The 13247-nt window shown below is 72.4% G+C and carries 9 protein-coding genes, 3 tRNA genes and 1 pseudogene; 3 read left to right on the forward strand and 10 right to left on the reverse strand.

The genetic code is table 11. The annotated features are described in order from the left end of the window. Window positions 1-2982, reverse strand: a 2982-nt coding sequence (locus tag L0B03_RS06560) for a bifunctional proline dehydrogenase/L-glutamate gamma-semialdehyde dehydrogenase (RefSeq protein WP_250444986.1), incomplete at its 3' end; no start/stop codon positions are given. 139 nt (window positions 2983-3121) lie between these two features. Between L0B03_RS06560 and L0B03_RS06565 the strand changes: the two genes are divergently transcribed. Next, complete coding sequence (locus L0B03_RS06565; RefSeq protein WP_250444987.1) at window positions 3122-4015, forward strand: LysR substrate-binding domain-containing protein; 894 nt, start codon at window positions 3122-3124, stop codon at window positions 4013-4015. Window positions 4016-4047: 32 nt separating this feature from the next. Here L0B03_RS06565 and L0B03_RS06570 read toward each other — a convergent pair whose 3' ends face one another. From L0B03_RS06570 to L0B03_RS06580, 3 genes are all read right to left on the reverse strand, one after another. Continuing rightward, window positions 4048-4947, reverse strand: a complete 900-nt coding sequence (locus L0B03_RS06570) for a D-alanyl-D-alanine carboxypeptidase family protein (protein ID WP_250444988.1) — start codon at window positions 4945-4947, stop codon at window positions 4048-4050. Window positions 4948-5378: 431 nt separating this feature from the next. Further along, window positions 5379-6269: a L,D-transpeptidase family protein gene (locus L0B03_RS06575; protein WP_250444990.1), complete on the reverse strand. Its 891-nt coding sequence runs from the start codon at window positions 6267-6269 to the stop codon at window positions 5379-5381. 127 nt (window positions 6270-6396) lie between these two features. Next, entirely contained in the window at window positions 6397-7743 is a 1347-nt protein-coding gene (locus L0B03_RS06580; protein ID WP_250444991.1) for an aspartate aminotransferase family protein, read from the reverse strand. 89 nt (window positions 7744-7832) lie between these two features. On the opposite strand from L0B03_RS06580, the gene L0B03_RS06585 reads away from it, so the two are divergent. Then, window positions 7833-8756, forward strand: coding sequence for a LysR family transcriptional regulator (locus L0B03_RS06585; RefSeq protein ID WP_250444992.1), 924 nt, complete (start codon window positions 7833-7835; stop codon window positions 8754-8756). A gap of 19 nt (window positions 8757-8775) precedes the next feature. On the opposite strand, the gene L0B03_RS06590 is transcribed toward L0B03_RS06585, so the two are convergent. The 6 genes from L0B03_RS06590 to L0B03_RS06615 form a co-directional block, all read right to left on the reverse strand. After that, window positions 8776-10716: a cation-translocating P-type ATPase gene (locus tag L0B03_RS06590; RefSeq protein WP_250444993.1), complete on the reverse strand. Its 1941-nt coding sequence runs from the start codon at window positions 10714-10716 to the stop codon at window positions 8776-8778. 216 nt (window positions 10717-10932) lie between these two features. Further along, complete coding sequence (locus tag L0B03_RS06595) at window positions 10933-11172, reverse strand: heavy-metal-associated domain-containing protein (protein WP_250444994.1); 240 nt, start codon at window positions 11170-11172, stop codon at window positions 10933-10935. A gap of 91 nt (window positions 11173-11263) precedes the next feature. After that, window positions 11264-12088: a Crp/Fnr family transcriptional regulator gene (locus L0B03_RS06600; RefSeq protein ID WP_250444995.1), complete on the reverse strand. Its 825-nt coding sequence runs from the start codon at window positions 12086-12088 to the stop codon at window positions 11264-11266. 267 nt (window positions 12089-12355) lie between these two features. Next, window positions 12356-12430 (reverse strand) — tRNA-Val (locus L0B03_RS06605). 25 nt (window positions 12431-12455) lie between these two features. Next, window positions 12456-12526: transfer RNA gene (locus L0B03_RS06610), tRNA-Cys, on the reverse strand. Between the two features lie 51 nt (window positions 12527-12577). Further along, window positions 12578-12649 (reverse strand) — tRNA-Gly (locus L0B03_RS06615). A 139-nt stretch (window positions 12650-12788) separates the two neighbouring features. Here L0B03_RS06615 and L0B03_RS06620 point away from each other — a divergent pair. Further along, window positions 12789-13247 (forward strand): annotated as a pseudogene (locus L0B03_RS06620) (anthranilate synthase component I family protein); the annotation flags it as partial.

A 13247-nucleotide genomic window follows, 5' to 3' on the forward strand; every position in this document is an offset into this window, starting at 1 on the left:
CCACGCCGCGGCGTCGCTGCGCACCGCGCGCTCGAGGCGCAGGGCCTCGTCCTCCGTGAGGGCCGAGCGCGCCGCGGCGAGGACCCCGACGACGGCGGGATGCCGTGGCGAGACGCCGTCTCGGGCCGGGGCCGAGGTCCACGAGCCGAGACCGAAGAGGTAGGACGGCCCGCCGGCCTTGGTGCCGGGGCCCACGGCCGAGCGCTTCCAGCCACCGAAGGGCTGGCGCTGCACGATCGCGCCGGTGATGCCCCGGTTGACGTACAGGTTGCCGGCCTGGATCGTCTCGAGCCAGGTCGCGATCTCGGTGCGGTCCAGGGAGTGCAGTCCTGCCGTCAGGCCGTAGTCGACGTCGTTGGCGACGGCGATGGCCTCCTCGAGGGTCGCGGCGGTCATGATGCCGAGGACGGGGCCGAAGTACTCGGTCCGGTGCGTCCGCGAGCCCCGGACCACCCCGGTGCGGATGCCAGGGCTCCACAGCCGGCCTGTGTCGTCGAGCCGTCGTGGCTCGAGGGCCCAGCGCTCCCCGGGGTCGAGCTCCGTGAGACCCCGCAAGAGCTTGCCCGAGGCAGCGGTGATCACGGGGCCCATCTGGGTCCGAGGGTCCTGCGGGTACCCGACGACCAAGGAGGAGGCGGCGTCGACGAGCTGGTCGCGGAACCGACGGGAGGTCGCGACCGATCCGACCAGGACGACCAGCGACGCGGCCGAGCACTTCTGGCCCGCGTGACCGAAGGCCGACTGGACGACGTCCTTGACCGCGAGGTCCAGGTCGGCGCTCGGGGTCACGATCAGCGTGTTCTTCCCGCTGGTCTCGGCCAGGAGCGGGAGGTCCGGCCGGAAGGAGCGGAAGAGCTCGGCGGTCTCGTAGGCCCCGGTCAGCACGACCCGGTCGACCGCGGGGTGGGCGACGAGCGACTCGCCGAGGGTGCCCTCGTCCACCTGCACCAGGCGCAGGGCCTCGCGGGGCACGCCGGCCTCCCAGAGGATCTCCGCGAGCACCGCCCCGCACCGCTCGGCCTCACCGGCAGGCTTGAGGACCACCGCAGATCCCGCGGCGAGGCTCGCCAGGGTCGAGCCGGCCGGGATCGCGACCGGGAAGTTCCACGGCGGGGTCACGAGGGTCAGGGCCGCGGGGACGAAGCTCGCGCCGTCGACCCGCTCGAGGCCGCGGGCGAGCTCGGCGTAGTAGTACGCGAAGTCGACCGCCTCGGAGACCTCCGGGTCGCCCTGGTCGACCGTCTTGCCGGTCTCGGCCGCCATGACCTCGAGCAGCCGGGGACGGTGGGCCTCGAGGGCCCGGCCCACGCCGTGCAGGATCTCGGCGCGCTCGGCGGCGGGTCGGGCTCCCCACGCCGTGCCCGCCTCCCGTGCTCCGAGCACGGTCTCCTCGAGGACGGCGCGGTCGGTGATGCGTGCGGCGTCGATGGTCGCGCTGCCCAGGGTCGAGGTCGGGACCTGCTCGAGGAGGGCCCGGACCCAGGTGCGGTTCTCGGCCACCGAGGGGTCGGTGTCCGGGGTGTTGACGAAGGCCCCGGGGGAGGGGCGTGGGGAGGCCGCGTGACGGTCGGCCACCCGGTGCGCCGGAGGGACCGAGCCGTCGAGGGCGGCGAGGGAGGTGAGGAAGCGGTCTCGCTCGCGGGAGAAGAGGCCGGCGTCCCGGTCCAGGTCGAACACCGCGGACATGAAGTTCTCGGTCGAGGCCCCTTCCTCGAGCCGGCGGATCAGGTAGGCGATCGCGACGTCGAACTCGGCCGGGGCCACCACGGGGGTGTAGAGCAGCAGCCCGCCCACCTCCTCGCGGACGGCCTCGGCCTGGCCCTGCGCCATGCCCAGGAGCATCTCGAACTCGATGCCGTCCCGGACGCCGCGCCGTCCGGCCAGCAGCCACGCGTAGGCGACGTCGAAGAGGTTGTGCCCTGCGACACCGAGCCGCACGTTCATGATGCGCTCGGGGGTCAGGGCCCAGTCCAGCACGCGCTTGTAGTTGACGTCCGTCTCGAGCTTGGAGTGCCAGGTGGCGAGCGGCCACCCGTGCACCGTGGCCTCGACCTGCTCCATGGGCAGGTTCGCGCCCTTGACCAGCCGCACCTTGACGCAGGCCCCGCCCCGGGCACGGCGTGCGGCAGCCCAGTCCTGGAGGTGGATCATCGCTGCGAGGGCGTCGGGCAGGTAGGCCTGCAGCACGATGCCGGCCTCGAGGTCGAGCAGGGCCGGCTGGTCCAGCAGCCGGGTGAACACGGCGACCGTGAGGTCGAGGTCCTTGTACTCCTCCATGTCGAGGTTGATGAACTTCGGCGTGGGAGAGGTGGCGGCCCGCTCGAACAGCGGGGTCAGGTGCTCGACGATCTCCTCGACGGACTCCTCGAAGGCCCAGGCCCCGTGCGGGGCGACCGTCGAGGACACCTTGATCGAGACGTAGTCGACGTCCTCGCGGGCGAGCAGGCGTTCGGTGCCGGCGAGCCGACGGGCCGCCTCGCGCCGTCCCAGGACGGCCTCGCCGAGCAGGTTGATGTTGAGCCGGACGTCCTCGCGACGGACGTGCGCGATGGCTGGCCCCAGTCGCCGGTCGCTCGCGTCGATGATGAGGTGCCCGACCATGCGCCGCAGGACCTTGCGCGCGATCGGGACGACGACGTCGGGCAGCACGGGGGCCACCGCCCCGCCCAGCAGCAGGGCGGACCGCAGCGGCCACGGCAGGAAGGCCGGTGCTGCGCGGGAGAGGTCGCGCAGGGTGCTCGCGGCGACGTGCTCGTCCTCGGGGCGGATCACCCCGTCGACGAACCCGACGACGAAGGGCAGCCCGCGCGGGTCCTTGAGGGCAGCGGCCAGGTGCGCCGCTGACGGGTCCACGGGGTGCTGGGCGGCCTCGCGCAACCAGCGCCGCACCAGGGCGACGGCCTCCTCGGCGAGGGCCGGGTCGACGGCGTCGACCCCCGCGGAGGTGCTCGACGGGACGGGTGCTGCCGGGGGCTGCGTCATGGGACTCCTCGCTGTCACGGACGGCGCCCGGGCACGGGCCACGTCGTGCGCCAGTATCGGTATCGACGAGAGGTGATGAAAAGCGACGGAAACGGTTCTATATTCGTCACCTCAGCTGATGATTCCGGGAGGGTGAGCCGTGCTGGACCTGCGCCGTCTCCTCATCCTCCGGGAGCTCTCGATCCGCGGCACCCTGGCCGCGGTGGCCGAGTCGATGAGCTACAGCCCCTCGGCGGTCTCCCAGCAGCTCAGCCTGCTCGAGAAGGAGACCGGCCTCGAGCTGCTGCGCAAGGCAGGTCGGGGCGTCCGGCTCACGCCCCAGGCCGAGGTGCTCGTCGCGGCCGCCGGTGAGCTCCTGGACGTGCTCGAGCGGACCGAGGCCGCGGTCCAGGCCTCCCACAGCGAGGTCCGGGGGCGCGTCCGGGTCGCCGTCTTCCAGTCGGCGGCACTCGCCCTCATGCCCACCGCGCTGCGCGAGATGGGACGCCGCCACCCGCAGGTGCGGGTCGAGATGGTCCAGCGGGAGCCCGAGCAGGCCCTCCACGAGACCTGGGCCCGAGGCTTCGACCTCGTCGTCGCCGAGGAGTACCCGGCGCACGCGGCGCCGTGGTGGCCCGGTCTCGACCGCCGCGACCTGACCCAGGACGCGATCCGACTCGCCCTGCCGTCCCTCGCGGACGCACCCTGGCCCGTGTCCGACCTGGCCGACTGCCAGGACCTGCCGTGGGTGATGGAGCCAGCCGGTGCGGCCTCGCGGCACTTCGCCGAGCAGATGTGCCGGTCCGCGGGCTTCGAGCCCGACGCCCGCTACGAGACCGCCGACCTCCAGGCGCAGATCCGGCTCGTCGAGTCCGGCAACGCGGTGGCGCTGCTGCCCGACCTGGTCTGGAGCGGACGGACCACCACCTGCCGGCTGCTCGACCTGGCCGGAGCCCCGCGCCGGACCGTCTTCACCGCGCAGCGAGCCTCCGGGCTCGCAAGCCCGGCCCTGGACGCGCTGCGCCGCATCCTCGACGAGGTCGCGTCGGCCTGAGGGGTGAGGGGCCCTGGCCCGACGGCCCCGCCTCAGCCTCCGTACTCCCAGTGCCACGGCTCGGGCGGGGCGCTGCCCCCGGGCTTCATCTCGTCCGGGTGGAACCAGCCGAACTCGTGCGCGTGGGCCTCCATCCACCGGAACGACGCGCTGGTGAAGTCTCCTACCGAGCCGAACCCGCCGAGGTCCACGGCGATCCCCCGGCCGTGGTTGGACGACCCGGGGGGTGCTGCGAGCCACCCCCGCGCCGCCTTGACAGCCACCTGCTGCTCGACGCTGCGGTAGGAGCTGATCACGTCGAGGTCACGTCCGAACTCAGCCCGGTAGGCAGCGTTGAGCGGGTCGAGGGCGGCGGCGGCGTCGCAGCGCAGCAGGGCGTCCGGGGCGACCTCCGGGCTGCACAGCAGCTCGACCGGGATCCTCCCGTTGGGCCAGAGGTCCACCGTGCCGTCCGTCGGTGCGGAGGCGGCGGGCGGGGAGCCCGTCGGCTCGAGGACGGTCGACGTGACCGTGGTCGCCGAGGCTCTCGCGACCGCGAGCCCCGCCTCGAGCTCGGACAGCGCAGCCCGTGCCGGCACCAGGTCCGTCGTGGCCGGAGACCGTGCGGTGAGGTCCTCCTCGATCGCCAGCGCGAAGACGACGGCGGCAGCGGCCCGCACGGACTCTGTCGAGTCGTCCGGACGTGGTGCCTCCTCGTCGTCCGCCAGGGCTACCGGACGAGGGACGACACGGGACAGGACGTCGATCGCGGAGTGCAGCCGGTCGGCCGCCGGGTCCTGGGCCACCGCGTCGGGATCGGACGGGTGGACGGTCTTCGTCGACCGCACGGCCGTCAGCACGGCGGCCGAGGCCAGGGCGGCCTCGGCGAGGGCGAGGGCTTCGGCGCGCTCGGACGCCGTGTGCGTCGAGCCTTGGGCGGACAGGCGTGCCATGGCCGCCTGGTGGGACCGTTCGGTCGTCTCGACCACACGGCCCGGACCCTCGACCACGACCTCCGGTGCGCCCCCGACCGGTCCCACCGTCGCCGAGCCAGCGAGAAGGACGAGGGCGCTGAGGACTGCGGGGCCCGTGAGCGCGGAAACCCCGTGAGGATCTCGCTGCGTCTCGGCGAGATGGCGGGGGCCGGGCGGCTCCGCCCGGTGGCGGGGCGATCGAGGCCCCGCTGCTCGGTGCAGCTCGCGTCGGGTGGTTCGCGACGGAGGTGTCATGCGCCGCCCTTCGGGCCGGACCTTGCGGTGCACACGTGGACCAGGCGCCGTCGCGCGCGTCCTCGTCGACGGCCCGTCCACAGTGACAAACGGACGGCGGTTCGGCAAGGGCTTCGGCCAGGCGCACGGCCGACGAGAGGGTGTCCGCCTGACGCTCAGGACACCACCACCCGGGTGCCGATCGGTGCGTCCCACACGTCCCAGATCCAGTTGATGGCGTCGTTCGCCATCCGTACGCAGCCGTGGGAGGCAGGCCACGGCGGGATCTCGTCCGAGCCGTGCACCGCCCAGCCTCCGTGGAAGTACTTCGGCCGGTACATCGAGCCCAGGCCCAGCGTCGACTCGTGCACGGCGTCGACCTGGCGGACCACCGTGAAGTCCCCGGTCGGGGTGTCGGCACGCAGAGTCCGGCCCAGTGCCTGGTAGGACTCGCCGTTGCCCGAGGAGGCGTTGAAGGTCCGCGTGACCACGCCGTCCTCGACCGCGAGCACCAGCTGCCGCTCGAGGTCGACCTCGAGGACCCGGCCGCTCGCCGTGCGTGGTGTCGGGCGGACCCCGGCGTCGAGAGCGTCCTGCGTGGCGGGACCGACCAGGCCGTCCCGGGTCGCGCCGGCGGCCTTCTGCAACGCCCACACGGCCTGCTCGGTCGCGGGCCCGAACGAGCCGTCGGCGGAGGGCAGGAAGTAGTCGAGCTCGATGAGGCGCTCCTGCAGGGCGCGTACCGCGTCCCCCTCGTCGCCCCGGCGCAGGGCCGTGGGTTCCGCAGGAGGCTCCGGGCTCGAGGTGGGTCCGGGTGTCGGTGCTGAGCTCGTCGTCGGTTCGGTAGTCGCCCCAGGCACGGCGGTCACCCCGGCGCCCTCGGACGGCGCGGGCGCGGCCTCGATCAGTGCGGCGGGACGATCCGCCGAGCTCGGTTCGTCGGGCGCATCCGTCGAGCAGGCCGACATCAGGCCTCCGATCAGTGCGGTCGCCGTCACCCCGGCGAGGACCATGCGGGTGAGGCCTTGAGCGCTGAGCCGTACGGCATGGACGTGATGCGCGGACATGGTGGTTCCCCCTCGTCGGGCGGTCTGATGACCCCCACATCAAGGAAGACGTTCCTCAGGCGCGAAATGTTGGGTGCGACCTGGTGCTCGAGGAGGTCGCTGCGCTCGCCTGACCGTGCGCGGCCCCTCAGGCCGGGACGACCTCGCCGATCGCCTGGTCCAGGATCTCGAGGCCGAGGGTGATCTCGGCCGGGGTGCTCGTGAGCGGGGGCGCGATCCGGAAGGTGCCCCCGCTCCCCGGCAGCTGGACGATGTTCATGTGCAGCCCGAGCTCGAGGCAGCGCCAGGTGATCGCGGCGCCCAGCGCATCCGCGGCCGCGCCGCGCCCGGTCTGCTCCTCGGGGGCGAGCTCGAGCCCTTGCAGCAGCCCACGCCCCCGCACGTCCCCGACGACGGTGTGCCGCTCCTGGATCTGCAGGAGTCCGGTGCGCAGCTGCTGGCCCAGGCGGGCCGCCTGGACGTCCAACGCATCGCGTTCGAGGACGTCGAGCACGGTGCACCCGACCGCGGCCACGAGGGGGTCCGAGACGTGGGTGGTGAAGAACAGGAAGCCACGGTCGGTGGCCTTCTGCTCGATCTCGGGGGAGGTGATCACCGCGGAGAGGGGGAGTCCGGCGCCGAGGGTCTTGGAGAGGGTCAGGATGTCGGGAACGACCCCGTCACGCATGAAGGCGAACCACGTCCCGGTACGGCACAGGCCGGTCTGCGCCTCGTCGAGGATGAGCAGCATCCCCCGCTCCTGGCACTTCTCCTTGATGGCGGCCAGGTACCCGAGCGGCAGCTCGACGACTCCGCCGGAGCTGAGGACGGGCTCGAGGATCATGGCGGCCAGCGCCCCGGTCGACTGGGCGTCGACGAGGGAGAACGCGAGGTCGAGCTGTCGGCGCCAGTCCAGGTGTCCGTTCTCGTCGACCACGTCGGGGCGGTACCCGTCAGGCACCGGGATGGCGAAGTTCCCGGGGGCCGCGGGCCCGTACCCCCGTCGACCAGCGCTGTAGGTCGCACCGACCGCGCCTTGGGTCATGCCGTGCCACGAGCGGGCGAAGGACACGATCTCGTGGCCGCCGGTGACGAGCTTGGCCAGTCGGATGGCTGCCTCGTTGGCCTCGGCCCCCGTCGAGAGCAGGAGCGTCTTGTCCAGCGGTGCCGGTACGGAGCCGGCCAACCGGCGGGAGAGGTCGACGACCGGGCGCGAGAGCATCCCGCTGTAGAGGTGGTCGAGCTCGCCCACCTGCCGCCGTACCGTCGCGACGATGTCAGGGTGCGAGTGCCCGAGGATCGCGCTCATCTGACCCGACGTGAAGTCGAGGATCCTCCGGCCGGCCTCGGTGTAGACGAAGCTGCCCTCGGCTCGGCTGATGATCTCCGGGACGAAAGGGCTCCCGTAGCGCATCACGTGGGAGTCCACGTCCGCCCAGAAGGCGGCATCCTCAGGTGGGGACGCTGATCGGTCAGAGGTTGCGAGCTCGCTCATCCGGCGACGCTACGCGGCGAGAAACGTCCGGATCCATCGCCTCATCTCCACCACGCTGTTCGGTCAGGCCGCACAGTAGGGTGCAAGACGTGCCCCTCAACCCGTGGCGGCTCCGGCTGCTGGACGTCTTCGACCGTGTCGGCACGGTGCGTGGAGTGGCGGCCGAGCTCTTGCTCAGCCCGTCGTCCGTCTCCCAGCAGCTCGCCCTCCTGGAGACGGAGACGCGATCCCAGCTCTTCGAGCGCTCAGGGCGGACCCTGCGTCTCACCCCGACCGGCCGCATCCTGGTCGAGAGGGCGCGGGACCTGCGCGACCACATGGACTCGATCGAGGTCGAGCTGCTCGACGTGACCCGGGGCACGGCCGGTCACCTGCGAGTCGCCGGGTTCGCCAGCTCGATCGAACCACTCCTGATCCCTGCCCTCCAGGAGGTGCAGGAGAAGTACCCAGGCCTGCAGATCGAGATCCAGGAGATCGAACCGCGCGCGAGCACCGCCGCCCTCGAGCAGGGCCTCTGCGACATCGCCATCACCGTCGACGAGGAGGACGGCGCCCTCCTGGTGCCGGGGGTCACGACGGTCCCGCTCACGACGGACCCGTTGCAGGTGGTGGTCCCCGCGGGTCACCGGGTCGCGGCCCTCGACGTGGTGCCCCTGGCCGAGCTCGCGCAGGACCGGTGGGCGCTGGACCTGCCCGGGACCTACCTCGGTGAGCTGGTTCCTCGGCAGTGCCGCAGGGAGGGCTTCGAACCTATCGTCGCCGGCCGGTTCTCGAGCTACGGCGTCCTGCTGGCGCACGTGTCCGCCGGGCTGTCCGTCGCCGTGCTTCCCGAGCTGGCGATCCCCGCCCGGCCAGGCCTGGTGCGCCGACCGACGACGGGCCTCGCGGACCGCAGGATCGTCGCGGCCGTGCGACGGGCGAACCGGGGCCGGCCCGCCGTGGCGGCTGTGATCGAGATCCTTCAGCGCCGTGCCCAGGACCTCGGCGGCGTAGGCGCAGGACCTGCTCGTTGACCGTGCTCGGGCGGACGGATCAGGAGCGTCCGGCCATCGTCGGAGCACCTGCCGCCCGGCGCGGTCGCGAAGGGAGGAGAGCCGCCGTGCTGAGGTGACGTGAGCGCCGCATCAGACGCATCGCGTTGGCGATGACGATCAGGACGGAGGCTTCGTGGACGAGCATCCCGATGGACATCGTCATCCCGCCCAGGAGGACGCCGACCAGCAGGAGCGCGACGGTGAGAAGCGCGATGGAGATGTTCTGGCGCATGGTGCGCACGGTGCGCCGGGCCAGGCCGATCGCCTCGGGGAGTCTGAGCAGGTTGTCGCCCATCAGCGCGATGTCCGCGGTCTCCACGGCCACGGCCGAGCCGGCCGCACCCATCGCGACGCCGATGTCGGCCGTCGCCAGGGCAGGGGCGTCGTTGACGCCGTCACCGACCATCGCCACCACGTAGCCCTGACGCTGCAGGTCGGCGACGGCCTCGAGCTTGTCCTCAGGCAGCAGGCCGGCCGCGACCTGGTCCACCCCTGTCGCCTTCCCGACGACCTGCGCCACCAGGGGGGAGTCCCCGGTGAGCATGACCACCGTCGTCACCCCGGAGGCGTGCAGGCGGTGGACCATCTCGGCCGCGTCGTCGCGGACCTCGTCCGCCACGGCGACCACCCCGATCACCGCGTCGTCGACGGCGACGATCATCGCCGTCCGTCCGGCGGCGGCGAGGTCGTCAGCGATGGCCGCGGCACCGACCGTGTCGGCGATGTCGTACTGCTCGAGGAGCGCGAGGTTGCCGATCAGGACGCGTCGGCCGGCGGTCGTGGCGGTGATGCCCTTGCCGGGAACCGGTTCGGTGTCCTCAGGGAGAGGCGGAGGGCGCAGACCCTCGGTGATCGCGGCGGCCAGGATCGGCCGGGCCAGCGGGTGCTCGGAGCCCGCTTCGGCGGCCGCGGCCCACGACAGCACCTCGGCGCGGTCCATGGCGGGGGCCAGCACGACGACGTCGGTCAGGTGCGGACGGCCCGTGGTCAGGGTCCCGGTCTTGTCGACAGCGACCGCGGTGATCGTGGCCGAGCGCTCCAGGAACTCACCGCCCTTGATGAGGACGCCGTCCTTGGCGGCCCGACCGATGCCCGCGACGACGGAGACCGGGATGGAGATCACCAGGGCGCCGGGGCAACCGATCACGAGCAAGGTCAACGCCAGGACCACGTCGCCGGAGACCAGGCCGGCGACCAGGGCCAGGAGCAGGATCGCCGGGGTGTACCAGGCCGAGAAGCGGTCGATGAACTGCGCGGTCCTCGCCTTGGCGTCCTGGGCGTCCTCCACGCGGTGGATGATCTGGGCCAGCGTCGTCTCGGCGCCGACCCCGGTGGCCCGGACCTGCAGGAAGCCTCCTTGGGAGACGGTGCCGGCGAAGACGCGGTCCCCCGTGGACTTCTCCACGGGGATGGACTCCCCGGTGATGGAGGCCTCGTCCAGGGCCCCGGTCCCGGCGAGGACCTCACCGTCGACGGGGACCTTGGCACCGTTCTTGACCAGCACCGTCGCCCCCGTGGCCACCGAGGCGGCGGGAACCTCGACCTGCGCACCGTCACGCATCACGACGGCGACGTCGGGGGCCACCGCGACGAGCTCGGCCAGGGCCGAGCGGGTCTTGTTCAGGGTGGCCGACTCCAGCGTGTGACCGATCGCGAACAGGAAGGTCACCGCAGCGGCCTCCCAGTACTGGCCGATGACGACGGCCCCGATCGCGGCGATCGCGACCAGCAGGTCGATGCCGACGACCCGGGCCCGCAGCGCACGGGCGGCCGTGGTCACGATCGGGGTACCGGCGACCACCGCGGCGGCAACCATGAGGACGTCACCCATCGGTCTCGGCACTGGCGCACGACCTACGACGAAGGACGCCAGGATCAGAGCACCGGAGACCAGCGGGACGGCCCACCGTCCGTTCCACCATGCGTGCAGCTTGGTCATCGCCGTCGTCCTTGTCTCGGGAGGTGGGACCCCGTGGTGGAGCCCTCGCTCCGACGCTAAGGACCGGTGGCCCGGGTGACGATGACGAGCATCAATCAACCGCATCGACACCTCGGTCCGGAGGGAAGTCGGCGCGGCACGGGCCGGGAACGGCGAAGCGCCACCGCCGAGGCGAGGGGCTGCTCGGCGGTGACGCGAGGACTGCGGGTCGACTGGTCAGAAGGAAGCCGGCCGGGCGACGAACCCTGCCTTGGCGACGGCCGCCACCAGGTCGTCCACGCTGACCTCGGCCAGGTCGTGATCGACCTCGATGCGCGCCGAGGCGAACTGGACCGTCACGCTGCTGACTCCGGGCAGGCGTCGGACCTGCTTCTCGATCTTCGACACGCAGGACGGGCAGGAGAAGCCCTCAGCGCGCAGGACCGTGCGGGTGGTGGCGGGAGCGGTGGTGCTCATCGTGATCCTTCTTCCTGGTCATGGGTGCGCCTCCTGGTGGGGCGCTGACCTCCACGCTAGGAGTGGAGCGCAGGACCGACGATGACGGGGATCAATCAGCTGCAGGACGAGCGTCCGGCGCGAGGTCGCGGCCGGTGCCCCTTGTCGCGGCGAGGCGTCCTCGATCGAGGATGGCCGTCCACCGACGTCCCGAGTCGATGATGCCGTCCTTGCGGAGCTGACTCATCACCCGGGAGACCGACTCCGGGGTCGACCCGGTCATGGCTGCCAGGTCGGTTCGCGAGAGCGGCAGCTGGATCAGGGTCGTGCCCGAGACGCTGTCCTGACCGAACTTGTCCGCCAGGCGCAGCAAGGTGCTCACGACGCGCTGCGCGACGGTCTCGGTGGACTGGGCCGCGACGTCGTCCCGGGCCAGGACGAGCAGTGCGGCGGTGTCGTCGATGACCCGTAGCGCGACCTGGGGGTAGGTGGTCAGGACATCACGGAAGGCCTGGGAGTCGATGCGTAGCGCACACGTGGTCGTCAGGGCACGGACCGTCTCGGGGTAGGTGGGTCGCCCCAGGGTGCGCATGCCGCCGACGAGGTCGCCGGGGGCGAGCAGGTCGACGACGACCTCCTGTCCGCTGACGGCGAGCCGGGATGCCTTCGCGCGCCCTGCCGCCAGGACGTAGAGGTGCTCGGCCTGGGCCCCGGCCGTGTAGAGCACGTCACCCTCGGCCCAGGACAGCGAGACCATGCGGCGCTCGACGCCGGCGAGCTCCTCCTGGGAGAGGCCAGCGAAGAGCGGAACCTGACCCAGGACCTTCATCCGCACCGGGAGCGGGCACTGGTGCGGCTCGGCGTCGCTCGAGCGCAGCGGAACCCTGCGCCGAGCTGGCGGGACATCGGCACCGGGGCGACCTTGCTCCGGTGTCACCGGGATCCTCCGATCATGGGTGAGCCTCGGTGGTCATCGACGGAGGAGGGGAGATCCGGAGAGCATGGCCGCTTCCTCTCTCACGCCGGGCAGCTCAGCGACCGACAGGCGGACGCTCACCTCACACTACGTCGAGGGCCCGTCAGCGCCCGTACGGGCCGTCGCGCGATCCGAGGCGAGCCGAGCGCAGGACGAGCAGGTTGTGCGACCCGAACAGCACAACAGGCCGCCCCGGACTTCTGCGGGACGGCCTGGTCGTGGTGATGCTGGTGGGCGATACTGGGATCGAACCAGTGACCTCTTCCGTGTCAGGGAAGCGCGCTACCGCTGCGCCAATCGCCCGTGTCGTGCTCAGGGTGGTGATGCGAGGTGGAGACGGGATTCGAACCCGTGTGGACGGCTTTGCAGGCCGCTGCCTCGCCTCTCGGCCACTCCACCGCAAGGCTCAAGCCCACGTCCGGTGCTGACCGTCACGGGTCTTCGCCTTCGAGCGGACGACGGGATTCGAACCCGCGACCCTCACCTTGGCAAGGTGATGCTCTACCACTGAGCCACGTCCGCGCGACACGTTCCGGGTGACCCCGGCGCCGTGCGCGTCCCAGACTCTAACCGAACGCCGGGACGGTCGTCCAACTGGCCCCGTGGCGCCGCTCTCGCGGGACCCGACGGCAGACGCGCAGGCCACCGCTACCGTGGCCCGGTGTCCACCAGGAGCAGCAGCGCGCCGCCTGTCCGCGGGCCCGCGACGCGCTCCGGCGCCGCCCAGGGTGCTGCGTGGTTCGCCGGGATCGAGGCGCGGGGCCCGGTCGAGTGCATCGACCTGCGTCGGGAGGCGCACCGCCTGGCCGACGGCGGGTTCTGGGCCGTGGTCGGCGACTTCGAAGGGACCGTCCGTGCGTGGCGCTTCGCCCACGTGGACCGGGGCCGCTCGGGTGCTCCCGCACGTCCCGGCCCGTGGAGCGGTCCGCCGGTCGGAGCCTGGCGGAGCTCGCTCTCCCGCGAGGAGTACTGCGCGGCGGTGGTGACCATCCGGGAGCGGATCCGGGCGGGGGAGGTCTACCAGGTCAACCTCTGCCGGGTCCTCGAGGCCGACCTGGCCCTCGGCGCCGGCGCCGAGCCCGACGCCCGCGGGCTCGCGGCCGTGCTGGCCGCAGGGAAC

The sequence above is a fragment of the Actinotalea sp. C106 genome, assembly GCF_023630195.1.
In the GTDB taxonomy this organism is placed as follows: Bacteria; Actinomycetota; Actinomycetes; order Actinomycetales; family Cellulomonadaceae; genus Actinotalea.